Source organism: Mycobacterium lehmannii (assembly GCF_002245535.1).
GTDB classification, from domain to species: domain Bacteria; phylum Actinomycetota; class Actinomycetes; order Mycobacteriales; family Mycobacteriaceae; genus Mycobacterium; species Mycobacterium lehmannii.
Window position 1 is genome coordinate 131,470 of record NZ_NKCN01000001.1, and the last position, 24,785, is coordinate 156,254.

A 24,785-nucleotide genomic window follows, 5' to 3' on the forward strand; every position below is an offset into this window, starting at 1 on the left:
ACCGTGACCACTGAAACGCCGAAGGCCGAAGCCACCTCGCCGGACTCTCCGGGGCCGACGAAACGGTCCTGGCTCGGGCCGTCAATCTCGGTGGCGGCACTCCTTGCCGTCGCGGTGTTCTTCGCCGTCAACACCCGTAAGGGTCCGGGGTCCCCACGCATCGCCAATCCTGATGTCGAGGGGACACCGCGGCCCGTCGAGGTGCTGTTCGGGTGGAGCACGTCCACGTGGGTGGTGATCCTCGAGACCTTCACCGTCGTCACGATGGCCGTCATCATCACCTTGTGGGTGGTGCACTGGCGACGAAACCCGCACAACCCGACGTTGCTGATGGCACTCGTGACGTCCTTGATCGTGTGGCAAGACCCGATCATGAACTGGTCGCCGTTCGCGGTCTACAATCCCGAGCTGGCGCACCTGCCCGAGGACTGGCCGTTGGTGTCGCTGTCACCGACGGTGGAACCGTTCGTGGTCCTCGGATACGTGATGTTCTACCTCGGGCCCTACTTCCCGGCGATCTGGATTTTGCGGAAACTGCAGGCGCGCAGGCCTGTCGAGTCGTTCGTGTGGCGCCATCCGCTGATCAGCCTGGCGGCCATCATCTTCCCGATCGGGGTGGTGGTGGACGCAGCGCTCGAGATCACCCTGGTGCGCACCGGCATGTACATCTATTCACAGGTGCCGCCGTGGGCGTCGGTGTTCACCGGAGACACCTATCAGTTCCCGTTGATCTGGGAAGTGGTGGCGGTGACGTTCGTGATGATCCCCGCCGGCGTGCTGCTCTACCGCGACGACACCGGTAAATCGGTCGCGGAGAAGCTCGCTCAGCGAGCGCGGATTTTCGCCTCGAGGCCCAGGTTGGGCACCTTCGTCGTGATGTTCGTGATCATCAACGTCGCCTACTTCTGTTACGGCGGGCTTTTCGCGATCGTCAAGGCGACCAAGATCTCCACGTCGGTGGCCTGCCCGTGGCCGTATCCGGAAGTGAAGATCTATGACCCTCAGGGCTTCTACGAAGCGAACGGCCAACCGGGTCCGTATTCCGTCGGCATCATGTCGACCTGGATGAGCGGGCAGCCCGACGGGCGCCCAGACGTGGAGCTGGGTGAGAAGAGCAACCGGTGCGCACCGGACGCCCAGAATGGATAAAGCGCGCAGCGTCGTGATCACCGGCGCCTCGCGCGGGCTCGGATTGGCATCGGCCACCCATCTGTACCGGCGGGGCTGGCGGGTCGTCGCGGCCATGCGGTCCGTCGATGCCGGCATGCAACGGCTGCGTGAGGCGACCGGCGCGGCGCCGAACGATCCGAACCTGATCGGTGTCACGCTCGACCTCACCGACACCGCGTCGATCGAGGCGGCCGCCAAGTCCACCGAGGAGGCGGTCGGCGCGCCACATGCGCTGGTGCACAACGCCGGCATCTCGGCTGCCGGAATGGTCGAGGAGACACCGGTGAATCTGTGGGAGCAGATGTTCGCGACCAACATCTTCGGTCCCGTCGCGCTGACCAGGGCGTTGCTGCCGTCCATGCGCGAAGCCGGGCGCGGCCGCATCGTGCTGGTGTCGAGCCAGGGTGGTGTGCGCGGAATGCCGGCCACCGCACCGTATTCGGCGGTCAAGGGCGCTTTGGAACGCTGGGGCGAGTCGATGGCCGCCGAGATCGCGCCCTTCGGCATCGGCGTCACGATTCTGGTGACCGGTACCTACGACACCGAGATCATCACCGATGCGGGAACCACCGACTGTCGCGATTTGGATGGTCCCTATGCGCGGCACCACCGCACGATGGACAAGCGTGGCCGCGCGGCTATGCGCATGGCCGCACGGTCGCCCGAGAAGTTCGCGGAGGGCCTGGCCGAGGCGCTGGACAGTTCGAAGCCGTTCGTCAAGCGGCCGGTGGGCCCCGACGCGCGAATGTTGTTGATCGCCAACCGGGTGTTCCCGTCGGCCGGGTTGCACCAGATGATCCGGCTGATGATGGGAATCCCGCGATTCGGCGCGCTACGAGAGAGCAGAGACCATGGCTGACGTTTGCTTCGAATCGAAGATGATGATCGACGGCAAGCTCGTCGACGGTGAGGCCGGCACCTTCACCAACCTCAACCCGGCGACCGAAGAGGTGCTCGGCGAGGTCGCCGATGCTTCGGCGTCTGATATGCACCGCGCGATCGACGCGGCGCGGCGGGCGTTCGACGAGACGGGCTGGTCCACCGACCATGCGTTCCGGCAGCGGTGCCTGCTGCAGCTGCAGGAGGCACTCGAGTCCGAACAGGAAGAGCTGCGCGAGGAGCTCATCCTCGAGGTGGGCTGTCCGCGTGCCATCACGCACGGCCCCCAACTCGATGCGCCGTTGGCCGACGCGCTGCGGTACCCGGCTCGGCTGATCGACGAATACCCCTGGGAGACCTCGTTGGGCGATGCGCTGGTGTCGGTCACCGGGGTCAACACCACCCGAAAAGTCTGGCGCGAACCCGTCGGCGTGGTCGGGGCGATCGTGCCGTGGAACTTCCCCTTCGAGGTCACCATCCAGAAGATCGGCCAAGCCCTCGGTACCGGCAACACCGTCGTGCTCAAGCCGGCGCCCAACACCCCGTACAACGCAACCCGGCTGGGCCGGCTGATCGCCGAGAACACCGACATCCCACCGGGTGTCGTCAATGTCGTCACCGCCTCGGATCACTTTGTCGGTGAAGAACTCACCCTGTCACCGAAGGTGGACCTGATCTCGTTCACCGGATCCACTGTCGTCGGCAGGCGGATCATGGAGAAGGGCGCTGCGACGATGAAGCGGTTGTTCCTGGAACTGGGCGGCAAGTCGGCGACCATCGTGCTCGAGGACGCGGACTTCGCGCTGGGCTGCATGATGGGCATCGCTCCGTGTATGCACGCGGGTCAGGGGTGCGCCAACCCGACCCGGCTGCTTCTGCCGCGTTCGCGCTACGACGAAGGCGTCGAAATCCTCAAGGGCATCTACGAAGGTGTCGCGCCCGGGGATCCGCAGGATCCGGGCACGCTGTGCGGACCGGTCATCTCCGACAAGCAGCGCGGGCGCATCCGCGGATACATCGACAAGGGCGTCGAGGAGGGCGCGACCCTGCTCGTCGGAGGTGCCGAGGCTCCCGACGGCATGGACAGGGGATTCTTCGTCAAGCCAACACTTTTCGCCAACGTCGACAACGCGATGACCATCGCTCAGGAGGAGATCTTCGGCCCGGTGCTCTCGGTGATCCCGTTCGACGACGAGGACGACGCGGTGCGCATCGCCAACGACAGTCCGTACGGCCTGGCGGGCAACGTAATGGCCGGGACGCTGGACAGGGCCCTGTCAGTGGCCAGGCGACTGCGCGCCGGATTCATCGGACTCAACGGCACCGCCGGGTACGGCGCTGACACGCCGTTCGGTGGCTATAAGGCCAGCGGTATCGGACGCCAGAACGGTGTCGCCGGGTTCGACCAGTACACCGAGATCAAGTCCGTCGCCTATCCGGCTGGTTCGTAGGAGGGACGCCATGCAACTGTTGTTCGAGGACCTCGAGGACTTCGGCGAGTTCGACGACTTCTTGTCGGGCGATGTGCGCGACCCCTATACGGAACTGGCGAGGCTGCGTCGCGAAGAGCCGGTGCAGAAGATCGAGATCCCTGGTATCCCTGGGCAAGAAGGTAAGCCGATCGTCATGGTCTACCGCTATGAAGAAGCCCAGCAGATGTTGCGGGACAACGAGACGTTCTCGTCGTCGATCATCATCCAGGCGTTCGGGGACGTGTTCGGTAAGCATGTGATGCTCGGAATGGACGAACCCGAGCACGGCAGGCACCGGGCCCTGGTGGCGAAGGCGTTTTCGCAAAAGGCCCTGGCCCGTTGGGAAGACACGCTGGTGACCAAGATCGGCAATGCGCTGATCGACCGCTTCGCCGGCCGGGGATGTGTCGACCTCGTCAAGGAGTTCAACTTCCCGTATCCCACGTTGATCATTGCCGGGTTGCTGGGCCTGCCGCAGGACGACTACGCGCAGTTCCAGAAGTGGTCGATCTCGCTGCTGTCGTTCACCATCAACCCCGAGCGCGGGCGGGAGGCGTCTTTGGCGCTGGCCGACTACTTCCGGCCCATCCTGGCGGCGCGACGCGAGGAACCGCGCGACGACCTGATCAGCCGGCTGGGCGCGGCCGAGATCGACGGGGAAAAGCTCTCCGACGAAGAGATCTTCTCGTTCCTGCGACTGCTGCTGCCCGCGGGTGTGGAGACGACGTACCGGTCGCTGGGGAACCTGTTGTTCGGGTTGTTGTCCAACCCCGAACAGCTCGACGCGATCCGGGCCGACCGGTCGCTGATTCCGCAGGCGATCGAGGAAGCGGTGCGCTGGGAGCCGCCGCTGAGCATGATCACCCGGATCGCGAGCCGCGACACCGAACTCGGCGGGGTCCACATCCCCGAGGGTTCGTCGGTGATGCCGGTGCTGGGTGCGGCCAACCGGCAGGACGAGCGCTTCCCACAGCCCGATCAGTTCGACATCTTCCGCGAAGCTAAGGCGAACATCGGCTGGGGCCACGGCGTGCACGTCTGCCTGGGCATGCATCTGGCGCGCCTCGAGATGCGCGTCGCGCTCAACCTCCTGCTGGATCGGCTGCCCAACCTGCGGCTGGACCCCGAAGCCGACGAAGCCTACATCCGCGGGCAGGTGTTCCGGTCTCCGACCGCGCTGCCGATCGTGTTCGACCCCGCGGTCAGCCCGTGACCGATCTGCGCTTTGACGACAGGGTGGTGGTCGTCACCGGCGGCGGCCGCGGGATCGGGCGCGGTCATGCGCTGCTGCTCGCGGCCAAGGGTGCCTGCGTCGTCGTCGCCGACAACGGGGCGCAGATCGACGGTCGCGCATGCGGCTCGCGGCCGGCCGACTCTGTGGTCGATGAGATCGCGAAAGCCGGTGGCCGGGCGGTGGCGTGCAGTGCCTCCGTCGCCGAGGAGTCGGGGGCGCGGGCGGTGGTCGACACCGCAGCCGAAACGTTCGGGCGCATCGACGCGGTGATCAACAACGCCGGCGTCCACGACCCGGGACTTTTCGAGACGCTGTCACCGGACCGGGTCCGCAAGATGCTCGACGTGCACTATTTCGGAACGCTTTTCGTCACGCGGGCGGCATGGCCCCATCTAGTCAAGGCGGGCCGCGGGCGGATCGTCAACACCGTCTCCGAGGCCATGCTCGGCGGCATCCCCGAACTCACGAGCTACGGCGCGGCCAAAGGGGCGGTCTGGGGGCTGACCCGTACCCTCGCCACCGAGGGCGTGGCCCACGGCATCGGAGTCAATGCGATCGCGCCACGGGCCTACACTCGCATGTCGGCCTCCCAGGGCCGCCAACTGGCCGAGCTGTACGGCATGTCAGAGGACATGATGGCCGAAATCAACGCCAGTATGCCTCCCGAGCTGTGCGCTCCCGCAGCGGCTTTCCTTGCGCACGAGTCGTGCCCGCTCACCGGTGAGGTCCTGCTGACGGGGATGGGCGGTGTCTCACGCCTCGCGGTCGTGCGCACCCAGGGCATCTGGAAGCAGCCGCTGACCGCCGAAGACATCGCCGAGAACCTCGACCAGATCATGAGCGTCGACGACGCCTACGTGACCGAAGCAACCAGGAGTGTCTTGTGACCGATTTCGAAACCGTCGACTTCTTCACCGATGCGGCTCTTGTTCCCGACCCGTATCCGTATTTCGATCATCTACGGTCCAAATGTCCGGTGGCACAGGCAACCCCCTTCAATGTGCTCGCCGTGACCGGTTACGACGAGGCGCTCGCCGTCTACAAGGACCCGGCGTTCTCCTCCTGCGTATCGGTCGCCGGCCCGTTCTCGGGTATGCCATTCGGGCCGGGGGAATCCGATGACGTCAGCGAGCTGATCGAAGAGCACCGCGCCGCTGTGCCGATGGCCGAACACATCACGTCGCAGGATCCGCCGCTGCACACGCGCACCCGCGGCCTGCTGAACAAGCTCATCACGCCTAAGCGCCTCAAGGAGAACGAGGACTTCATGTGGCGGTTGGCAGACCGGCAACTCGACACCTTCATCGACAGGGGCAGCTGTGAATTCCTGTCCGCCTACGCCAAACCGTTCTCGCTGCTGGTGATCGCGGACCTTCTCGGTGTGCCGGTCGAGGATCATGAGGAATTCAAAGCGGTCTTCGCCATGGAGACGGTCGGTGAACTCGGCAAGGACGCGCCGACATCGCACAACCCCCTGGAGTGGCTCAACGAGAAGTTCTACTCCTACATCGAGGATCGCCGACGCTCACCCCGGGAGGACGTGCTGACCGAGCTGGCGCAGGCCAAGCACGAAGACGGCTCGACTCCCGATATCGAGGACGTCATGAACCTGTCGACGTTCCTGTTCGCGGCCGGCACCGAAACGACCACGAAATTAGTCAGCTCCGCGGTCCGGTTCATCGCCGACAACGCCGACTTCGAGAAGAAGCTCCGCGACGACCGCAGCAAGATCCCCGCCTTCCTCGAGGAGACGTTGCGGATGGAAAGCCCCGTCAAATCCCACTTCCGGATGGCGCGTACCACCACCAAGATCGGCGACGTCGAGGTGCCCGCGGGGACGACGGTGATGCTGCTGCCGGGCGCCTGCAACCGTGACGAACGGAAGTTCGCCGATCCCAACGTCTTCCGGCCTGACCGCCCAAACGTTCGCGAGCAGATCGCGTTCATCCGCGGCGTCCATTCCTGCCCGGGCGCGCCGTTGGCCCGGGCGGAAGGACGGATCTCGTTGAATCGGATCCTCGACCGGATGAGCGACATCGCGATCTCCACCGAACACCACGGTTCCCCCGACGACCGTCGCTTCACCTATGAGCCGACCTTCATCATGCGTGGACTCAGCGAACTGCACATCACGTTCACCCCAGTCGGATGAGGAAGATGTCCCGGCGAGCACCTCGCCGCGTGTCACGACCGGCAAGAATCGAAGGAGCAACGACATGACCGGAAAGCTCGACGGCAAGGTCGCTTTCATCACCGGGGCCGCCCGGGGTCAGGGCCGCGCGCACGCGATCGCGATGGCCAGGGAAGGCGCAGACATCATCGCCGTCGACATCTGCCGTGACATCCCATCCAATCCGTACCCGCTCGCCACACCCGAGGATCTCGCCGAAACCGAGCGCGCCGTCAAAGAGACCGGACGCCGCGTCGTGGCCCGGGTCGCCGACGTCCGCGAACGCCACGAACTGCGCGAGGCGGTGGAGGCGGGGGTGGCCGATCTCGGCAAGATCGACGTCGTGGTCGCCAACGCCGGCATCCTGCCGATGGCGATGGGAAACCCCGATCCGATGGGCTTCGTCGACGCCTCCGACGTCGACCTGGTCGGCGTGATGAACACCGTCGCTGTGGCGCTACCACATCTGCCCGACGGCGCCTCGATCATCGTGACCGGTTCCACCGCGGGCATGATTCGCGGCACCACGACCAGCCCGGACATGGGACCCGGCGGTGCTGGATACGGATGGAGCAAGCGCGTCGTGATCGAGTACGTCGACGAGATGTGTCTTCACTTGGCGCCGCGGATGATTCGCATCAACGCCATCCACCCCACGAACTGCAACACCCACCTGTTGCAGAACGAGGGAATGTACGGCGTGTTTCGGCCCGACCTGAAGGCCGAAGGCAAGACACCGACCCGCGAAGACGCCGAACCACTTTTCTCGCTCTTTCAGGCCATGCCGATCCCGTACGTCGAGCCCGAGGACATGGCCAATCTCGGAGTGTTCCTGGCCAGCGAGGACAGTCGCTACATCACCGGTCAGCACATCCGCGTGGACGCCGGTTCACTGCTCAAATGGCCCAACGGGCCCGGCGGTTAGATCTCAGGGCCGGTGCAGGAATCCGTGCAGGATCGCCTGCACGAGTTCGTCGACGATCGCCTCGCGCGACGGCGGTCTGTTGCCGAAGAAAGTCGAACGCAGTGCCACCATCCCGACGATCATCGCGACCGTCGAGTGCGCGGGAAGATCGGGCTGATCCGAACGCAGCCCGCGCAGGCGGATACCTTCGGCGCTGATCTGGCCGAGCAGCGTGAGCGCCCGACGGATGTCGGCGATACCGGCGCTTTCGATCTCGTCGTCGGTGAGGCCGTCCGAGGAGACAAGGGTCAACAAGAGGCCGCGATGCTCGATGAGCACGTCATAGAGGCGGCCGACGAACTGCCGGGTCAGTTCCTCCTCGGTGACCTTGTCGGGAATGACGGCCTGCCAGGTCTTTCCGAAGTCGTCGACGAAGTCGGTGAACGGGAGAACGAGAGCCTCCCGGAACAGGCCCGCTTTGGAGCCGAAATGGCGGAACAGCAGATATTCGGTGACGCCTGCCGCCTCGGCGATCTCCCGCGTGGTGGTGCTGCGATAGTCCCGGCGCGCGAACAGTTCACGGGCGGCGTCGAGCAGGAGCCGCCGGGCCTCGCCTGGGGCCCTGCGCCCGGCGGGCGCCTCTGTGGCGGATCTCTTCTTCGACGAACGTCGCTGAGGCACGGGACATGACGATAGTCGTCCCTTGACCGGAGCGCCGGTAATAGTGTGCACTATTACCGCTGACGCGGGTGCGGAAGGGATGTCATCATGGGCCAACTCATCATGCTCGGAACCTTGTTCGGGCTGCTCGTTTTGATCGTCGGCTTGGTGCTGTACTTCGATCCTGAAGCACGCGGCGAGAGGGCGGTCGCGGAGGACGACCGATGAGCACCGAGCTGACGCCGGCGTTGATCGTCGGCTTGTCCTTCGCCTACGTCGGCGGAGTGTTGTTCCTGGCCTACGGCGTGTATCTGAGCATCCGGCGCGGCCGCCTCCATCCGCTGCTGCTGCTGTCGATTTCGGCGATTTCGTTCTCGTGGATCGAGGCACCGTACGACTGGGCGGTGTACGCCCAGTTCCCGCCGGCGCTTCCGCGCATGCCGTCGTGGTGGCCGATGAACATGACGTGGGGCGGCGGACTTCCGTCCTCGGTGCCGATCGGCTACATCCCCTACTTCGTGTTGCCGGCGGTGATCGGGGCGGGGCTCGGGCGGTGGCTGATTCGGCGATTCGGTTGGCGCAGACCGCAAACGCTGCTGATCGTGGGTCTGCTCGTCGGGTTCTGCTGGGCACTGCTGTTCAACGGCTTCTTCGGCCCTCGCCCCGGGGTCTTCTACTACGGCTACGTGATCCCGGGACTGGCGATTTTCGAGGGCAGCAGGTTCCAGTACCCGCTCTACGACGCGTTCGCGATGGGCCTGCAGATGATGGTGTTCACCTATCTTCTCGGACGTGTCGACTCCCAGGGGCGCAACGTGATCGAGGTGTGGGCGGACAAACGGTCGACGAGCCGCGTCGGATCATCGCTGCTGTCGATCGCCGCCGTCGTCGTGGTGGGTCATCTCATGTACGGCGCGGTGTTCGCACCGCACCTGGCGACGAAACTCGGTGGCTACGTGACATCGGGTCCGACCGAGCAACTGTTCCCGGGGGTACCGAACCAGCCGCGCTGAGCTCTTCGGCGATTTCGAAAAACCCGACGCCGTTTGCGCAGTAGGCTGCGATCATCCGAGGTAGCCGACGCACCCGGGCGCGCCGGCGCTGCGCCCGCCTACGAGGGAGGGAGCCGGCCATGAGATCTATGCGTCGCTGCCTACTGATTGCGCTGTCAATCTCGATGGTGCCGGTTGCTGTCACTGTCGCTCCCGTCGCGTCGGCGGACTGCACGAACGCGGGCGCGGCCACCGTGTGCGCCCAGGGGACCGTACGCGGCGGGGGACCCGACGCCCCGCAGGCCGGTCCGGCTTATCCCGGCTATTGCGCCGACCCCTGGTATTGCAGCGACGACTGGGGCGTCGACATCATCCTCGACCCGGGTCCCCCCGGGATAGACATCGGTCGACCGGGCCGCCCCGGCGGTGGCCCCGGCCCGCGTTAGCACGTCACCATCCGAGTAAGGAGTTGTCAATGTTGTTGCGACGCAGTGCTGTCGGCGCGGGTATGCTCGTCGGCGCGATCCTCTTCGGTGCCGCACCCGCCGCCGCCGATCCACCGAACTGCACGGCCGCCGACCTGGCAGGCGTCATGTCCGGAGTCTCTGCGGGCACATCGTCATACCTGTTCACGCATCCGGAGGTGAATGCGTTCTTCACCGGCCTGAAAGGCAAGCCCAGGGACCAGATGACGCAGGAGATCAAGGCGTACCTCGACGCGAATCCGCGGGTCCGCGACGAGCTGCGGGCGGTCCGGCAGGCCGCGTTCGACTTCCGGGCGCGCTGCGACGTAGCGATGCCCGACTTGCCGATGGGCTAACGAGCGCGAGCGGAACTGACACACTGGGACAGTGCGCGACACACCGAAGTGCTGGCTGTCCGACATGGACGGGGTCCTCGTCCGGGAGGAACACGCGCTGCCCGGCGCCGCCGAGTTCCTGCAGCGGCTCGTCGACCTGCAGCGGCCCTTTCTGGTCCTGACCAACAACTCGATCTTCACGCCGCGCGACCTGTCCGCCCGGCTGAAGCGGTCCGGCCTGGTCGTGCCCGAGGAGTCCATCTGGACTTCCGCACTGGCGACCGCGTCGTTTCTCACCGACCAGCTGCCGGGCGGATCCGCGTACGTCATCGGTGAGGCGGGGCTGACCACGGCGCTGCACGAGGCGGGCTACACGCTGACCGACGTCGAACCGGATTTCGTGGTCCTCGGCGAGACGCGGACCTACTCGTTCGAGGCCATCACGAAGGCGATCCGGTTGATCCTCGGCGGGGCTCGGTTCATCGCGACCAACCCCGACGTCACCGGGCCGTCCGCGGAAGGGCCGCTACCGGCCACCGGGTCGGTCGCCGCGATGATCACCAAGGCCACCGGCCGCGAACCGTACTTCGTCGGCAAGCCCAACCCGATGATGTTCCGCAGCGCACTGAACCGGATCGAGGCCCATTCGGAGAGCACGGTCATGGTGGGCGACCGGATGGACACCGATGTCGTCGCGGGCATCGAAGCGGGCCTGGAGACGATCCTGGTGCTGACCGGGTCGACGACGGTCGACGAGATCGAGCGGTACCCGTTCCGACCCAGCCGCGTGCTGCCGTCCATCGCCGAAGCGATCGAACTGGTGTGAGCCGCGACGGGGCCGCTGCCTACACTGACCCCGATGACCAGCACATCCGAGGCGACGCGGCCACTGGCTGGCGTGCGCATTGTGGAGATCTCCAGCTTCGTCGCCGTCCCGCTGGCCGGGATGACGCTGGCCCAGCTCGGGGCGGAGGTGACGCGGGTCGATCCGATCGGCGGCGCCGCCGACTACCGCCGATGGCCCGTCACCGGCGACGGCGAGAGCATCTACTGGGCGGGCCTGAACAAGGGTAAGCGATCGGTCGCCGCTGACGTGCGTTCCGACGAAGGCCGCGACGTCATCAAGCGGCTCATCACCAGTAGCGGGATCCTGATCACCAATGTGGCCGGGCGCGAATGGCATTCATACGAAACACTCAAAGCGCTTCGCCCCGACCTGATCCATGTCGAGGTCTCCGGTCGCGCCGACGGCGGCACCGGTGTCGACTACACGGTCAACGCGGGTATCGGTTTCCCTCTGGTCACCGGGCCAGCCGAACTCGCCACACCGGTGAACCACGTGCTGCCGGCGTGGGACGTCGCATGCGGCCTCTACACGGCGCTGGCCGTCGTGACCGCGCTGCGGCACCGCGACGTGACAGGAGAAGGCCAGCGAATCGGCATCCCCCTGGAGAACGTCGCCCTGGCGACGGCGGGCAACCTCGGCTTCTTCACCGAGGTCATGGTCAACGGCACCGCACGCGAACGCATCGGCAACTCGGTGTACGGCCAGTACGGCCAGGACTTCGTCAGCAGCGACGGGGTGTCGTTCATGGTCGTCGCGTTGACCGGTCGACATTTCCGCGATCTCACCGAGCTCACCGGTACGACGAAAGCGGTTGCCGCGCTGGCAGAGACGCTCGGCGCCGACTTCTCCGACGAGGGGCAGAGGTTCGTGCATCGCGACGCGTTGAGCGGATTGTTCGCCGAATGGTTCACCGCACACACCGGCGACGAGATCAGTGCCGCGCTGTCGGCCACGTCGGTGCTGTGGGAGCGCTACCGCACCTTCGCCGAGGCGGCCACCGAGGACAAGGTCACCGACAACCCGCTGTTCACGTCGCTCAACCAGCCGAGGATCGGCAGCTATCTGGCGCCGGGGCTCCCGATTTCGATCGACGGACAGTATTCGCCCGCGGTCGCATCGCCGGCGCTGGGGGACGACACCGTCGCCGTGTTGGGCGAGTGGCTGGGGCTGACCGCCGATCAGGTCGACGGCCTGGTCGCGTCGGGCGCGGTGGCGACGGGACGCGCGGGATGAGCAGGCTGCTCGACCTGCTCGAGCTGCGCTCCGGGACGGAGGCGGACGGTTGGGTCGGGCCGGCGAGCGGCCCTGCGGGCAAACGCGCCTACGGCGGTCAGTTCGTCGCGCAGAGCCTGGCCGCCGCTTGCCGCACCGTCGACGGAGACCGGTTGCCGACGAATCTGCACCTGCAGTTCCTGCGCGGCGGAGAGGCGGGCGACGACGTCGACTACACCGTCGCACGCGTCTTCGACGGCCGCACGTCCTCGGCCCGCCGTGTGGAATCCCGGCAGCAGACACGGCTTCTGACCACGGCCACGGTGTCCTTCGCCGTGCCCACCCGCGGCCCGGAGCACGGGCGTCGACTCCCCGCGCTGTACGATCCGGAGTCCTTACCGCGCACCGGTCCCGCCGGGCCCGCGCCGTCGATGCCGCTCGAGGAACTCGACATCAGGATCGTCGACGACAGCTCCTCTGGAGAGTTCGTCCGCCGTCTCTGGTGGCGCGCCACAGTGCCGCTTCCGGACGATCCGATCGTGCACACCCTGATCGCGGTCTATGTGTGCGACGTGTACATGATCGATCCCGCGCTACAGGTTCACGGCCATTCGATGCGGGCGCGCACGCACCGCAGCGGGACCACGGATTCGTCGATCTGGTTTCATCAACCGGTATTCGCCGACCAGTGGAACCTGCTCGAGACGACCTCGCCCGCCGCGGCACGGGGAAGGGGCGTTGTCACCGGGAACCTGATCCGCGCCGACGGGGTCATCGTCGCCACGCTGGCGCAGGAAGGCCTTATCGCGGAGCGGGATTGAGCTCTGCCGAGGCGCCCTGCCTGCGGCGTACCCGCAGCCCTCGACGCGCCATCGTCACCAGATAGGTGAGCAGTATGCCGACGGCAAGCGAAGCGATCACGCCGACGGCGGGGTGGCCGGGGAACATCGCATACACCTGGTAGTGGACGAGGTAGGTGTACAGCGAGGCCTCGGCGAGAACACCGACCGCCACGGTCAGCGCCGCGGGGCAGCGGATGGTGAGCAACCAGATCACCAGGGCGAGACCGCCGAACACGAGAAGCTCTCGCAGCGTGCTGTCGAAGTAGCCGTACAGCGCCACCGCCAGAACCGCCGTCAGCAGCACCCGCTGCAAGGTTGTGCCGGCCTTCGATGCCGCCCAGCCGATGGCGAAGAACCAGAACGCGAGCATGGTGAACCAGGCATCCCGGCCCATGTCCAGCCCGAGCACGTCGTAGCGCAACGCCAACCCGGCGACCAGGAACACCACGGCAACCGCGAACGGACGCCGACGCTCGACCCGGTCCATCGCCGGAATGCAGAACAACAGCGCCAGAGCGACCAGCGTCCAGACCAGAATCTCGACGAACCACAGGCGGCCTGCGGTCATGCTGTCGTGCGGACCGAGAATCTTGTTGGCCAGCAACAGGTTCGTCCAGGTGTAATCCGACGTCCACAGCAGGACGATGCCCACCCACACCACCGAAGGCACCGCGATCCAGCCGATGGTGTTCCGCAGGTGGCGGACCCGTTTGGTGCGCGACACCGGGGTCAGGCAGAACCGGCCGAAGTTGTATCCGGCGATGCCGAGCAGCAGATGAGCGCCGCCCCACAGCTCGAACAACTCGGCATGCGAACCGACGATCAAGATGATCGCCACAGCCCGCAACGCCACGCTGGTTTCCAGCGTCGCGTCCCACAGTCGCCACCGCGTCCGCGGCCGCTTGACCAGCCTCTCGAGTTCGCGAAGCGGCCGCTGCTGCCATCCGGCGGGCAGCTGGCCCAGCGCTCGCTCGAGTCGCACGGACATCGCCACATACGACAGCGAGTTCCCTCCGAGATCGACGAAGCTCGCGTCCGGGTCGACCGCCGCCGGGTCGAGCTGCAGCACGTCGGCGAACACCTCGCGCAGGTCGGTGGTCGACGTCGTGTCTGGGCCCCGCGCGAGTTCGCGGACGGTTTGGTAGTCGGGTTTGCCGGATTCCAGCAGCGGCAGTTCGTCCACTGCGACTGCGCGTACGGCCGATGCCGGTACGCCGGCGGCCTCGGCCGCGATGCGCTGGAGATCGCGTTCACTGTGCGCGCCGGCCGCCGCGACGACGAGGCGGTCGTCGTCGTTGGTGCAGAATGCGGTGATACCGCGGGCGCTCAATGCGAACTCGATGCGTTGCAGATCCACGCGCAAGCCGTACATCTTGACGAACCGGCTGGTGCGACCGATGATTTCGTAGAGCCCGTCGGGAGCGCGGCGGGCGAGATCGCCGGTGTGCAGCGATTCGACGGTCTTGTCGAGGGTCAGGTCGTCGGGGCCGCGGGCGTAGCCCATCATCACGTTGGGTCCGCGGTAGACGAGTTCGCCCACGGCGTCGTCCGCTCCTTCGGCGGTCGATTCGATCGTGAACGAACCGCCCGGTATCGGCTGGCCGATGGCCTCGGGTCGCGACAGCGCCAATTCAGGTGGCAGATAAGCCATTCGGGCGGTCGCCTCGGTCGCTCCGTACATGACGAACAGCTGCCAGCCGCCGTTTCGGGCCTGTTCTGCGAACCGCCGGACGCGCTCAGGCGGCATGCGCCCACCGGCCTGCGTCACGTACCTCAGGTCCGGCAGCTCCATCGCGTCGAACTTGATCCGCTCGAGCAGTTCGAACGTGTAGGGCACACCTGCGAACGAGGTTCCGCGATGGCGGCGGAACAGGTCCCAAAACCGCTCGTCGGTCACCGAGAGATCCGTGAGAATGAGACCGGCGCCGCGGAGCAGGTGACTGTTGACGACCGAGAGCCCATAGCAGTAGGACATCGGCAGGGTGGTCGCCGCACGGTCGGTTTCATCGATATGGAGGTAGCGCGCGATCGCGCAGGCATTGGACAGCAGGTTGTCGCGGGAGAGCCGCACGAGCTTCGGTGATCCGGTGGTGCCGGACGTCGACATCAGCATCGCCAGGTCCTCGTGCAGGCGGCGCCCTCCGCCTCTGCGGCGATGGTGGATCACCCCGTCGCCGACGACGGTGTCGGGTTCGTAGGTGCGCAGGATCGTCGAGTGCTCCCGTCCGCCTGGAACGGGAAGCACCACATGGTCAGCCGCGAGCGCGGCGAGATAGTGCACGAGCGTGTCGATGTCGTTGCGCGTTTCGAGGAGCACGAGGCGTCTGCTCTCGCCGAGGTCGGGCATCGCGGCAGCAACCCGGTCGGCCAGCGCGGCATAGGTCATGTGCTGCGTATCGGTGTGCACCGCGACGTTGTCGCCGTAGCCGCGGAGGTGCTCGATCAGGGGGTTGGTCACAGCGCGACTCCGCTTCCGACCACCTGGATGTGGACTTTGGTGTCGACCTGCGGTGGATCGAGGCTGTGCTGGCGCACGATGATCGGGTCCGCGTCGCCGGCGGGGTCGACGGTCAACAGCACGTCGTGGCCGAGGAACTCTACGGCCAGCACGGTCCCGACGCCCTCGAGCCGCTCGGTGTCGGAAACCACCTTGGCGACAAGCTGTTCGGGCCGGAGAAGCAGCGTCGCGGGGCCCGTGGGTGCAGTTCCCCTACCGTGCAGGGGGATTCGTCCCAGCGCGCATTCGGCGATACCGTCGGTGACCGTGCAGGGGAGGGATACGCAGTCGCCGAGGAATGCGGCCGTGAAATGGTCGGTCGGATGCCGGTACACCTGCTGCGGCGGGCCCACTTGCGTGAACCGCCCGTCGCGCATGACAGCGACCTGATCGGCCACCGACAGCGCCTCCTCCTGGTCGTGGGTGACCAGCAGCGTGGTGACACCGGCATCGATCAGCAGGCGGGCTACGGCTTTTCGCGTTGACGCGCGCAGGCCGGTGTCGAGGGCGCTGAACGGTTCGTCGAGCAGCATCACGATTGGTTTGCGGGCGAGCGCCCGCGCAAGGGCCACCCGCTGCTGCTGGCCGCCCGACAGTTCGTGCGGTCGGCGTGTTGCGAAGGAGGCATCCAACGAGACCGTCTCGAGCAATTCGCCGACCCGGCCGCGAATCTCGGCTCGGCGGAGCGATCCGTTCAAGCCGTATGCGATGTTCTGCCCCACGGTCAGATGCGGAAACAGTGCGCCGTCCTGGGCGACGTAACCGATCGCGCGCCGGTGCGGTGCGAGGGCACCGCCCGGACCCGCGACCTGGCGTCCGCTGATGACGATCGTCCCGTCGTCCGGTGTCTCGAATCCCGCGATCAAACGAAGCAGCGTGGTCTTGCCGCATCCCGACGCTCCGACGACCGCGGTGATGGTACCCGCCTGCATTTCCAGGTCGATGTGATCGAGCACCGTGTGGCCGTCGAAAGCCTTGGCCAGCCCGTGTATTTCGAGGACGATCACAGTGCCGCCGCCTTCGTCGACTGCCGGTACAGCAGCAAAGTCACCGGTATGGCGAGGACCACGAGCACCAGTGCATAGGGTGCCGCCGCAGCGTAGTCGAGCTCGCTGGAGAACGACCAGAACATCATCGCCAGCGTCCGGGTTCCGGTGGGCGCGAGCAGCAGGGTAGCTGTCAGTTCGGTTGCCACCGCCACGAACACCAGCGCGGCCCCTGCCGCCGCGGCGGGAGCAGTGAGCCGCAGCGTCACCCGGAGAAAGGTCGCCGTCGGCGAACTGCCCAGCGACCGGGCCGCCTCCTCCAGGCTCGGCGGAACCTGAGCGAGGCCGGCTCGCACGTTGACCAGCGCGCGGGGCATGAACAACAGGACGTAGGCGAACACGATCAATGTCAGGCTCTGATAGAGGGGGCGCACGAAGTGAATCGTGAAGGTCACCAGCGCCAGCGCCGTGACGATGCCGGGCAGCGAACTGGTCACATAGTTGGCGCCTTCGACGACGCGAGCAAGAAAGCCGGACGAGCGCACGGCCACCCAAGCGACCGGGAACGCGAGCACAGTCGTCACAACCGCTGCGGCCGAAGCCAATCCGACGGTCTGACCCAGCGCCGAGATGATGTCATCGACGATCCAAACCTCGCCACCTCCCAACCACAGCCACCGCAGGATCGTGCCGACCGGCACTCCGATGGCCAGAACAGCCAGTGCCGTCAGCGCAATCGTCGCCGGAACCACGCTGTGGCGCAAATGAATCGGTGCGCTCACGCGCGGGGCGCCAGAACCGATCCTGGCGAGCCGGGCGTTACCCCGCGCGGAGGCCTCGACGACCAACAACGCCAGACACAGAAGCACGAGCACACCCGCCAGCATGCTGCCTGCCGCTCCATCGAAGGTGGCCTGGAACTGCTGGAAGATCGCGACTGTGAAGGTGTCGAACCGCAACATTGCGAACGCGCCGAACTCCGCGAGAAGATGCAACCCGACCAGCAGCGAACCTCCCAGGATGGCGAGTCGCAACTGGGGAAGCGTGACGCGCAGAAACACCCCCGCCGAGCCGGATCCCAGCGCCCGTGCCGATTCCTCGACGGCAGGATCGAGCCGCCGCAGCGTCGCGGCGACCGGTAAGTACATGAACGGGAAGTAGGACAGGGTGGTGACCAGCACGCCCGCCGACAGGCCGTGCAGCGACGGGATCACCCCGATCCAGGCATAACTGTTGACGAACGCCGGAACAGCCAGCGGCGCGACGAAAAGCGGCCGCCACAGCGCCCGGCCCGGAAGGTCCGTCCGCTCCACCAGCCACGCCGCGCCCACACCGATCGCCACACACAGCGGAATCGTGACGAGAACCAGGGCGACCGTGTTGACGAGCAGTTCACCGACACGTGGACGCACCACGAGTTCGTACGCACGCGTCCACCCCACCGAGACCGTCGCCCAGGCCACGTATCCCAGCGGGATACAGGTGGCCGCCACCAGGATCGCGACGGTGACCGAGATGAGCGGGCCCGGCCGGGCCGTCTTGTCCGACCGCGACACCGGTGCCGCGGGCGGGGGGACAGGGGGAGCGGCGGCGATCACTTACAGCAAGCCGGCTTCCGTCATCAGATCGGTGACCTTCTGAGCGTCGAGGTGCGACGGGTCGACGTTCGGCGCCTGCAGAGTGTCCAACGGAGGCAGGGCGGGGTTCGCGGGCACACCACTGGCGACCGGGTATTCGAACGACGTGCCCTTCTCGAGCACCTCCTGGCCGGCCTTGCCGGTGATGAACCGGACGAACTGCTGGGCTTGGTCCATTCGGTCGGTCGAGGCGAGCACCCCACCACCGGATAGGCTGACGAAGGCCCCGGGATCCTCGTTCTTGAAATAGTGAAGCGCGGTATTGCCGCTCATCTCTTTGGTTTTCGCTTGATCGCGGAACCAGTAGTAGTGGTAGATCACTCCGCCGTCGACCTCGCCGGCGTTGACGGCCTTGAGCGTGGCGATGTTGTCGCTGTAGAGCTTGGCATTGGCCTTCATCGCGGCCAGCCACTGTGCGGTCGCGGGCTCGCCCTTCAGTTGGAGCAGCGCCGAGACGATCGCCTGGAAGTCGGCCTTGGTCGGCGGGGCTCCCCAGCGGCCCTTCCATTCCGGCTGCTGCAGGTCGAGCAGTGACTTCGGCAGCTGGTCGGGCTGCAGTCTCGAGGTGTTGTAGACGAAGACGGTGCTGCGCGCGGCGACCCCCGTCCACTTGCCGCTCGGCGGTCGGTACTGCGGCGGCACCTGCTCGAGGGTCTCGGGTTCAAGGTCGGCGAACAGGCCGGCGCGCTCGACCGCGGCCATCGCCGGGGAGTTCTCCGTCAGGAAGACATCGGCAGGCGATGCTTTCCCTTCGGCCACAAGCTGATTGCCGAGTTCGGTGTCACCGCCCTGGCGGTAGGTCACCTTGATCCCGGTCTCCTCGGTGAAGGCGTCGATCCATTCCTTGGTCAGCGACTCGTGCTGGGCGTTGTAGATCAGCAGTTCGTCGCTTTCGCCGGAATCCGAGCAAGCCGTGGCGCCGGATGTCAGCGCGAGGGTTGCCAGGACGGCGGCGATCCGCCTCCACCGTGATCGCATACAGGGGGTCCTTTCGCGGTACGTGCAGGTCAGGCCGCAATCTTTAGCTGAGGTTTACCTAACGAACATACCTTGTCGGCCTCGCCGCCCGCAGTTTGCAGAGCAATTCGGCGGGGTAGTTTGCTTGCAACCAGGGGGCGGTCGGCCTCGCGACACAGATACCGGAGGACGAGGCGATGAAGAGGTCAATGCGATCGGCAATGGTATGCGGAGCGGCACTGGTGGCGGCCGGCGCCTTTGGCGCCGTCCCCGTGGCGAGTGCCGCGCCGTGCACGGCCAGCGGGTTGGCGACGACGGCGAGCGGCGTGCTCAGCCAAGCGGGCGGCTACCTGGAGTCGCACCCGGGTGCCAACGAGGTGCTGACCGCTGCGGCGACGCAGCCGCCGGATGCTGCCCGCGCCAGCGTGCGGGCGTACTTCACCGCCCATCCCAACGAGTACCTCGACCTGCGTGGGATCGCCGCACCGCTGACCGATATGCGCGCGCAGTGCGGGATCGCCGTCAGCCCCGGCCAGTTGGCGATGCTGTTCGAGGCGATGGGCGAATAGTCACATCCGCCCGGACCGGGCCCGGACGAAGTTGTAGACCCCGAAGGCGGCGATGCCGACCGCGGCGAGGATGAGAAGGAACTTGCCGAACGGCGCCTGCCCGAGTGTCTTGACCGCCGCGTCGAGCCCGGTCGCCTTCGCGGGGTCGGCCTGCAGCGTGGCCACGATCACGAGCACACCCGCGCCCGCGAGGACCAGTCCCTTGGCGGTGTAGCCCGCGACGCCCACGGCGGTGACGCCGGTGCCGCCCGAAGCCCGCAGATCCTTGAAGAACTTCTTCGCCACGCCCTTGTAGACGTGGTACCCGCCGACCACGATCAGGCCCGCCGCGATCGCGATCAACACGGCCTTGCCCCAACCGGATTGCATCATCTGTGCGGACAAGCCGGCGTTCTGTTGTGAACTCTGCTGTCCGCTGCCCATGGCGAAGCGGGCCGCCGAGAAGGCGATCGCGAAGTTGACGGCGGCAAGGCCGAGCGATTTCACGCGCTTCCAGGCCGGTGTGTCATCGCGGAAGCGGCCCGAGCCCTCACCAGGCCTCGGGCCGACGATCGCCTCGGCGACGCGCCACAGCCCGAGTGCCAGCAGTCCGGCGGCGACGACCCACAGGAGCACTGCGCCGCCCGTCTGTTGCGCCAAGGTCGCCAGCGCTCCCGACTGGTCGGCGTTGCCACCGGATCCCAAGGCGATGCGCAGGATCAGGTAGCCGACGAGCAGATGCAGCACGCCGCTGATCGCGAAACCGGCACGCGCGGTGTATTCGAACGCATCGCTGTCGGTCGCCCGGTCGGCGACTCCGTGTAACGAGTTGTCGGTCATGCCGGCGTGTACCCCCTTTTTGACGTCGGCGAAACGGTGCCGGCTCGATCTGTGGATGAAGCCGGCGTTGGGGATGACGGGGACCATCGGCACCGCGGCGCCGCCGATGTGTCGGTGTCCTGCTCGACGGTAAAGCCATGACTTCATGGACCCGCGCCGAGATCGGCGCGCTGGGCGAGCAACTCGCGGTCGATCACCTGCGGTCGGCGGGGCTTCGGGTGCTCGAGCGCAACTGGCGGTGCCGGTACGGCGAGCTGGACGTGATCGCGGTCGACGATTCGGCCCGCACCGCGGTCTTCGTGGAAGTGAAAACCCGCACGAGCGACCGGTTCGGCGGCGTCGAAGAGGCGGTGACGCCACAGAAGGTACGGCGGCTACGGCGGCTCGCCGGGCTGTGGCTGGCCGCCCAGAAGACCGCATGGTCGCAGGTGCGCATCGACGTTGTCGGGGTGAGGATCGGCCGGCGCCGCAGCCCGGAGATCACCCACATCCAGGGGGTGGGGTAGATGTCGCTGGGACGGGCGTATTCGGTCGCGGTGACCGCGCTCGACGGTCAGATCGTCGAGATCGAGTCTCACATCGGTTCCGGTCTGCCGAGCATCACCTTGGTCGGGCTGCCGGACGCGGCACTTCAAGAGGCGCGCGACCGGGTTCGCGCCGCGATCACGAACTCTCGGTATGACTGGCCGACGACCAGGCTGACGATGGCGCTCTCACCTGCGACGCTCCCCAAAGTCGGGTCGGTCTACGACCTCGCGTTGGCGATGTCGGTGTTGGCGGCTGCCGCGAAGAAGCGATGGCCTCGCCTCGAAAAGACCGTGCTGCTGGGCGAATTGGCTCTCGACGGACGGGTCCGTCCCGTCAAGGGCATTCTGCCCGCCGTGTTGGCCGCCAAGCGGGAAGGCTGGCCGGCGGCCGTCGTCCCCGCCGGGAACCTCGCCGAGGCCAGCCTGGTCGACGGTATCGAGGTGTGGGGGGTGCGCACGCTGGGCCAGTTGAAGTCGTGGATGGAAGGCGGACAACGCCTCGAGCCTCGCACCACCTCGGCGTGCTCGCCGCCCGCACCCGTCCCCGACCTCACCGACGTGGTCGGCCAGTCCGAGGCGCGGTATGCAGTCGAGGTGGCGGCGGCGGGCGGTCACCACCTCATGCTGACCGGGCCGCCAGGCGTCGGCAAAACGATGCTGGCTCAACGCCTTCCGGGCTTGCTGCCGTCGCTGTCGGAGAGCGAGGCGCTGGAAGTCACGGCGATCTACTCGGTGGCGGGTCTGCTCTCGGGTGATGCCCCGCTGATCACCCGGCCACCCTTCGTGGCGCCGCATCACACGTCGAGCGTGGCGGCGATGGTCGGTGGCGGTTCGGGGATGGCGCGGCCCGGTGCCGTCAGCAGGGCGCACCGTGGCGTGCTGTTCCTCGACGAGTGCGCCGAGATCGGCAGCAACGTGCTCGAGGCGTTGCGTACTCCGCTGGAGGACGGGGAGATCCGCCTCGCTCGCCGTGACGGCGTCGCGCGCTATCCCGCACGGTTCCAGCTGATCCTTGCCGCCAACCCGTGTCCGTGCGCCCGCCCCGACCCACGGGACTGCGTGTGCACCGGCCACGAGAAGCGACGCTATCTCGGCAAGCTCTCCGGTCCGCTGCTCGACCGGGTCGATCTTCACGTCCGAATGCACTCGCTACGCGCAGGCGCGATCGTCGCCAAGGACGGTGAGTCCACCGACGTGGTGCGTGAACGGGTGGCCGCGGCACGGGCAGCGGCTGCCGAGCGGTGGCGGCCACACGGTATCGGCACCAACGTCGAGGTCAGCGGTTCATTGCTGCGCCGCAGGTTCCGGCTGTCCCCGGCGGTGATGAAACCGTTCGAGGCTGCGCTGAATCGCGGCACACTCAGCGTCCGGGGCATGGATCGCACGTTGCGGGTCGCATGGACGCTGAGTGACCTGGCGGGCCGGACATCGCCGACCCTCGAGGACGTCACCACCGCGTTGAGCTTCCGGCCGGCCGGAGGTCTGCCGTGACCACCACCGAAGCCTGGGCGTATCTGTCGCGGGTCGTCGAACCCCCGTGTCCCGCGCTCGCGGCGCTGGTGGCGCGGGTGGGTGCGGTGGAAGCCGCGGAGCGGGTGCGGCGCGGCTCGGCAGGCGAAGAAGTCAACCGGCACGCCGAGGCCCGTCGTGACATCGACTGCGCTGCCCACGATTTGGCGGTGTTGGCGCGCCGCGGCGGCCGGCTGATCACCAGCGACGACGATGAGTGGCCGCTACTGTCGTTCGCAGCGTTCGGAGGCGGCGCTCCGGGCCGGTTGCAGTCGCAGGCGCATGCCCCGATGGTGCTGTGGGCGATCGGGCCCGCGGCTCTCGACGAGGTCGCCTTCCGGTCCGCCGCAGTCGTCGGGACCAGGGCCGCGACGACGTACGGCGAATTCGTCGCCGGGGACATCGCGACCGGGCTGGCGGAGCGCGACGTCGCGGTGGTGTCCGGTGGCGCGTTCGGTATCGACGGTGCAGCCCACCGCGCGACGCTTGCTGTGGAAGGGGTGACCGTCGCGGTGCTCGCCGGTGGCATCGACGTCCCGTATCCGGCCGGGCATTCCGCGCTGCTGCAGCGCATCGCCGAACACGGGTTGCTTCTCAGCGAATATCCGCCCGGCGTGCGACCCGCGCGCCACCGGTTCTTGACTCGTAATCGGTTGGTGGCCGCGCTGGCCGGGGCGACGGTCGTGGTCGAGGCGGGCGCGCGAAGCGGTGCGGCCAACACCGCGGCTTGGGCACGGACGCTCGGTCGATCGGTGTGTGCGGTGCCAGGGCCGGTGACGTCATCGGCGTCGGTCGGGTGCCATGCGCTGCTACGGAGCGGAGGAGCGCAGATCGTCACGCGTGCGGCAGACGTCGTCGAACTGGTCGGCAGGATGGGTGAACTGGCACCCGAGGAGCAACGTCCGGCCTCACCGCTCGACGAGCTCGGCGACATCGAGAAGCGGGTCTACGACGCGCTTCCGCGCCGGGGTGGCCGCACCGCCGAGGAGGTCGCGGTCGCATCCGGTCTGCCGGCGCGTCAGGTGCTGGGTCCACTGGTGAACCTGGAGTTGTCCGGCCTGGTGGTCGGGCGAGACGGGAGGTGGAAGCTGGCGGCCGGGTGACCCGGTTGTCGGCAAGGCCGCTGGTCGTACGAGGTAGAACCCTGACCGACGGCGTCCGCTCGTATAGTCGGTGAGGCCGGCTCGGAACCAGTGTGGTCGACCAGGCCGGCTGAGTTTTGGGAGGGATTCTTCGTGGCAGCGCGACCGATACACACCTTCGAAGTGGTGCGTACCGAGCAATTGACACCGCACATGATCCGGCTGGTTCTCGGCGGATCGGGATTCGACACGTTCACCCCGAACGAGTTCACCGATGCCTACGTCAAGGTCGTGATCGTCGATCCCGGCATCGATGTCGCGCAGTTGCCGCGGCCGCTGACACTTGACTCGTTCTCGTCGCTGCCGCCGGAGCGGCGGCCCACCGTGCGCACCTACACGGTGCGCAGCGTCGACCCCGAGCGCCGCGAGATCTGCATCGACTTCGTGGTGCACGGTGACCACGGCGTCGCCGGGCCCTGGGCGGCCGCCGCGACCCCCGGCCAGCCCGCCTACCTGATGGGTCCCAGCGGCGCTTATGCGCCCGACCCCGCGGCGGACTGGCATCTGATGGCGGGCGACGAAGCGGCGGTGCCCGCGATCAGCGCCGCGCTGGAAGCGCTGCCGGACAACGCGATCGGGCGAGTCTTCATCGAGGTGGCCGGACCCGATGACGAGGTTCCGTTGAAGAAGCCCGACGGTGTGGAGGTGCGGTGGATCTATCGGGGCGGGCGTGCCGACCTGGTGCCCGAGGATCAGGCCGGTGACCACGCTCCGCTGATCGCCGCGGTCAAACAGACCCCGTGGCTGCCGGGACAGGTGCAGGTATTCATCCACGGCGAGGCCCAGGCCGTCATGCACAACCTGCGGCCCTACATCCGCAAGGAGCGCGGCGTGGAGGCCAAGTGGGCGTCGTCGATCTCCGGATACTGGCGTCGCGGCCGCACCGAGGAGACCTTCCGCCAATGGAAGGCCGAGCTGGCCAAGGCCGAATCCGCTACCTGACCGGCGGCCTGGCACTCTT

At 67.1% G+C, this 24,785-nt stretch carries 24 protein-coding genes; 18 read left to right on the plus strand and 6 right to left on the minus strand.

From position 1 onward, the window contains the following. Window positions 1-3: 3 nt before the first annotated feature. From CEX87_RS00665 to CEX87_RS00695, 7 genes are all read left to right on the plus strand, one after another. Window positions 4-1,149: a spirocyclase AveC family protein gene (locus CEX87_RS00665; protein WP_064398699.1), complete on the plus strand. Its 1,146-nt coding sequence runs from the start codon at window positions 4-6 to the stop codon at window positions 1,147-1,149. Next, window positions 1,142-2,029 (plus strand): SDR family oxidoreductase, encoded by an 888-nt coding sequence (locus tag CEX87_RS00670; protein ID WP_094285598.1) that lies wholly within the window; start codon window positions 1,142-1,144, stop codon window positions 2,027-2,029. Before CEX87_RS00665 ends, CEX87_RS00670 begins: the two co-directional genes overlap by 8 nt. Continuing rightward, a complete protein-coding gene (locus tag CEX87_RS00675) occupies window positions 2,022-3,500 on the plus strand; it encodes an aldehyde dehydrogenase family protein (protein ID WP_233151199.1) in 1,479 nt (492 codons plus the stop codon). The genes CEX87_RS00670 and CEX87_RS00675 overlap by 8 nt, the downstream gene beginning before the upstream one ends. Window positions 3,501-3,510: 10 nt before the next feature. Beyond that, on the plus strand, window positions 3,511-4,734 hold the full coding sequence (locus tag CEX87_RS00680; RefSeq protein WP_094285599.1) for a cytochrome P450: 1,224 nt from the start codon (window positions 3,511-3,513) through the stop codon (window positions 4,732-4,734). Further along, window positions 4,731-5,642: an SDR family NAD(P)-dependent oxidoreductase gene (locus CEX87_RS00685; RefSeq protein ID WP_094285600.1), complete on the plus strand. Its 912-nt coding sequence runs from the start codon at window positions 4,731-4,733 to the stop codon at window positions 5,640-5,642. The genes CEX87_RS00680 and CEX87_RS00685 overlap by 4 nt, the downstream gene beginning before the upstream one ends. Next, window positions 5,639-6,907, plus strand: coding sequence for a cytochrome P450 (locus tag CEX87_RS00690; protein WP_094285601.1), 1,269 nt, complete (start codon window positions 5,639-5,641; stop codon window positions 6,905-6,907). Before CEX87_RS00685 ends, CEX87_RS00690 begins: the two co-directional genes overlap by 4 nt. A gap of 64 nt (window positions 6,908-6,971) precedes the next feature. Beyond that, a complete protein-coding gene (locus tag CEX87_RS00695) occupies window positions 6,972-7,850 on the plus strand; it encodes a mycofactocin-coupled SDR family oxidoreductase (protein ID WP_064428334.1) in 879 nt (292 codons plus the stop codon). Window positions 7,851-7,853: 3 nt separating this feature from the next. On the opposite strand, the gene CEX87_RS00700 is transcribed toward CEX87_RS00695, so the two are convergent. Beyond that, window positions 7,854-8,510: a TetR/AcrR family transcriptional regulator gene (locus CEX87_RS00700; protein ID WP_094285602.1), complete on the minus strand. Its 657-nt coding sequence runs from the start codon at window positions 8,508-8,510 to the stop codon at window positions 7,854-7,856. 203 nt (window positions 8,511-8,713) lie between these two features. Between CEX87_RS00700 and CEX87_RS00705 the strand changes: the two genes are divergently transcribed. From CEX87_RS00705 to CEX87_RS00730, 6 genes are all read left to right on the plus strand, one after another. Next, window positions 8,714-9,502, plus strand: coding sequence for a spirocyclase AveC family protein (locus CEX87_RS00705; protein ID WP_094285603.1), 789 nt, complete (start codon window positions 8,714-8,716; stop codon window positions 9,500-9,502). A gap of 119 nt (window positions 9,503-9,621) precedes the next feature. After that, window positions 9,622-9,927 (plus strand): hypothetical protein, encoded by a 306-nt coding sequence (locus CEX87_RS00710; protein ID WP_094285604.1) that lies wholly within the window; start codon window positions 9,622-9,624, stop codon window positions 9,925-9,927. 29 nt (window positions 9,928-9,956) lie between these two features. Next, window positions 9,957-10,301 (plus strand): heme-binding protein, encoded by a 345-nt coding sequence (locus tag CEX87_RS00715; protein ID WP_416171877.1) that lies wholly within the window; start codon window positions 9,957-9,959, stop codon window positions 10,299-10,301. Window positions 10,302-10,365: 64 nt separating this feature from the next. Further along, the gene (locus CEX87_RS00720; protein WP_416171879.1) at window positions 10,366-11,106 is read left to right on the plus strand and encodes an HAD-IIA family hydrolase; all 741 of its coding nucleotides are present in this window, start codon (window positions 10,366-10,368) and stop codon (window positions 11,104-11,106) included. 33 nt (window positions 11,107-11,139) lie between these two features. Further along, complete coding sequence (locus tag CEX87_RS00725) at window positions 11,140-12,360, plus strand: CoA transferase (RefSeq protein ID WP_094285606.1); 1,221 nt, start codon at window positions 11,140-11,142, stop codon at window positions 12,358-12,360. Next, window positions 12,357-13,160, plus strand: a complete 804-nt coding sequence (locus CEX87_RS00730; protein WP_064398730.1) for an acyl-CoA thioesterase — start codon at window positions 12,357-12,359, stop codon at window positions 13,158-13,160. The genes CEX87_RS00725 and CEX87_RS00730 overlap by 4 nt, the downstream gene beginning before the upstream one ends. On the opposite strand, the gene CEX87_RS00735 is transcribed toward CEX87_RS00730, so the two are convergent. The 4 genes from CEX87_RS00735 to CEX87_RS00750 are packed head-to-tail and all read right to left on the minus strand — an operon-like array spanning window position 13,141 to window position 19,279. Continuing rightward, a complete protein-coding gene (locus CEX87_RS00735) occupies window positions 13,141-15,639 on the minus strand; it encodes an AMP-binding protein (RefSeq protein ID WP_233151201.1) in 2,499 nt (832 codons plus the stop codon). The genes CEX87_RS00730 and CEX87_RS00735 overlap by 20 nt on opposite strands. Then, window positions 15,636-16,685 (minus strand): ABC transporter ATP-binding protein, encoded by a 1,050-nt coding sequence (locus CEX87_RS00740; protein WP_064398734.1) that lies wholly within the window; start codon window positions 16,683-16,685, stop codon window positions 15,636-15,638. The genes CEX87_RS00735 and CEX87_RS00740 overlap by 4 nt, the downstream gene beginning before the upstream one ends. Continuing rightward, on the minus strand, window positions 16,682-18,262 hold the full coding sequence (locus CEX87_RS00745; protein WP_064428329.1) for an ABC transporter permease: 1,581 nt from the start codon (window positions 18,260-18,262) through the stop codon (window positions 16,682-16,684). The genes CEX87_RS00740 and CEX87_RS00745 overlap by 4 nt, the downstream gene beginning before the upstream one ends. Beyond that, entirely contained in the window at window positions 18,263-19,279 is a 1,017-nt protein-coding gene (locus tag CEX87_RS00750) for an iron ABC transporter substrate-binding protein (protein ID WP_064398738.1), read from the minus strand. It lies immediately after the preceding gene. A 188-nt stretch (window positions 19,280-19,467) separates the two neighbouring features. Here CEX87_RS00750 and CEX87_RS00755 point away from each other — a divergent pair, with 188 nt between their 5' ends. Then, the gene (locus CEX87_RS00755; protein ID WP_164673998.1) at window positions 19,468-19,827 is read left to right on the plus strand and encodes a heme-binding protein; all 360 of its coding nucleotides are present in this window, start codon (window positions 19,468-19,470) and stop codon (window positions 19,825-19,827) included. On the opposite strand, the gene CEX87_RS00760 is transcribed toward CEX87_RS00755, so the two are convergent. Continuing rightward, complete coding sequence (locus CEX87_RS00760; RefSeq protein WP_064417141.1) at window positions 19,828-20,646, minus strand: DUF1206 domain-containing protein; 819 nt, start codon at window positions 20,644-20,646, stop codon at window positions 19,828-19,830. A gap of 137 nt (window positions 20,647-20,783) precedes the next feature. Here CEX87_RS00760 and CEX87_RS00765 point away from each other — a divergent pair, with 137 nt between their 5' ends. The 4 genes from CEX87_RS00765 to CEX87_RS00780 all read left to right on the plus strand — a co-directional run bounded on the left by CEX87_RS00765 (window position 20,784) and on the right by CEX87_RS00780 (window position 24,766). Then, complete coding sequence (locus CEX87_RS00765; RefSeq protein WP_064398742.1) at window positions 20,784-21,152, plus strand: YraN family protein; 369 nt, start codon at window positions 20,784-20,786, stop codon at window positions 21,150-21,152. Continuing rightward, on the plus strand, window positions 21,153-22,664 hold the full coding sequence (locus CEX87_RS00770) for a YifB family Mg chelatase-like AAA ATPase (protein ID WP_064428328.1): 1,512 nt from the start codon (window positions 21,153-21,155) through the stop codon (window positions 22,662-22,664). It abuts the gene before it with no gap. Next, window positions 22,661-23,785, plus strand: coding sequence for a DNA-processing protein DprA (gene dprA / locus CEX87_RS00775; protein ID WP_064416902.1), 1,125 nt, complete (start codon window positions 22,661-22,663; stop codon window positions 23,783-23,785). The genes CEX87_RS00770 and dprA overlap by 4 nt, the downstream gene beginning before the upstream one ends. A 132-nt stretch (window positions 23,786-23,917) precedes the next feature. After that, complete coding sequence (locus CEX87_RS00780; RefSeq protein WP_064417142.1) at window positions 23,918-24,766, plus strand: siderophore-interacting protein; 849 nt, start codon at window positions 23,918-23,920, stop codon at window positions 24,764-24,766. Window positions 24,767-24,785 lie beyond the last annotated feature (19 nt).

Bases quoted from the DNA above. Each gene is read 5' to 3' on its own strand.
- CEX87_RS00680 (WP_094285599.1), top strand. From the start codon at position 3,511: ATGCAACTGTTGTTCGAGGACCTCGAGGACTTCGGCGAGTTCGACGAC.
- CEX87_RS00755 (WP_164673998.1), top strand. From the start codon at position 19,468: ATGCGATCGGCAATGGTATGCGGAGCGGCACTGGTGGCGGCCGGCGCC.
- CEX87_RS00710 (WP_094285604.1), top strand. From the start codon at position 9,622: ATGAGATCTATGCGTCGCTGCCTACTGATTGCGCTGTCAATCTCGATG.
- CEX87_RS00705 (WP_094285603.1), top strand. From the start codon at position 8,714: ATGAGCACCGAGCTGACGCCGGCGTTGATCGTCGGCTTGTCCTTCGCC.
- CEX87_RS00750 (WP_064398738.1), bottom strand. From the start codon at position 19,279: ATGCGATCACGGTGGAGGCGGATCGCCGCCGTCCTGGCAACCCTCGCG.
- CEX87_RS00730 (WP_064398730.1), top strand. From the start codon at position 12,357: ATGAGCAGGCTGCTCGACCTGCTCGAGCTGCGCTCCGGGACGGAGGCG.
- CEX87_RS00760 (WP_064417141.1), bottom strand. From the start codon at position 20,646: ATGACCGACAACTCGTTACACGGAGTCGCCGACCGGGCGACCGACAGC.
- CEX87_RS00770 (WP_064428328.1), top strand. From the start codon at position 21,153: ATGTCGCTGGGACGGGCGTATTCGGTCGCGGTGACCGCGCTCGACGGT.
- CEX87_RS00670 (WP_094285598.1), top strand. From the start codon at position 1,142: ATGGATAAAGCGCGCAGCGTCGTGATCACCGGCGCCTCGCGCGGGCTC.
- CEX87_RS00765 (WP_064398742.1), top strand. From the start codon at position 20,784: ATGACTTCATGGACCCGCGCCGAGATCGGCGCGCTGGGCGAGCAACTC.
- CEX87_RS00725 (WP_094285606.1), top strand. From the start codon at position 11,140: ATGACCAGCACATCCGAGGCGACGCGGCCACTGGCTGGCGTGCGCATT.
- CEX87_RS00720 (WP_416171879.1), top strand. From the start codon at position 10,366: ATGGACGGGGTCCTCGTCCGGGAGGAACACGCGCTGCCCGGCGCCGCC.
- CEX87_RS00675 (WP_233151199.1), top strand. From the start codon at position 2,022: ATGGCTGACGTTTGCTTCGAATCGAAGATGATGATCGACGGCAAGCTC.
- CEX87_RS00695 (WP_064428334.1), top strand. From the start codon at position 6,972: ATGACCGGAAAGCTCGACGGCAAGGTCGCTTTCATCACCGGGGCCGCC.
- CEX87_RS00715 (WP_416171877.1), top strand. From the start codon at position 9,957: ATGTTGTTGCGACGCAGTGCTGTCGGCGCGGGTATGCTCGTCGGCGCG.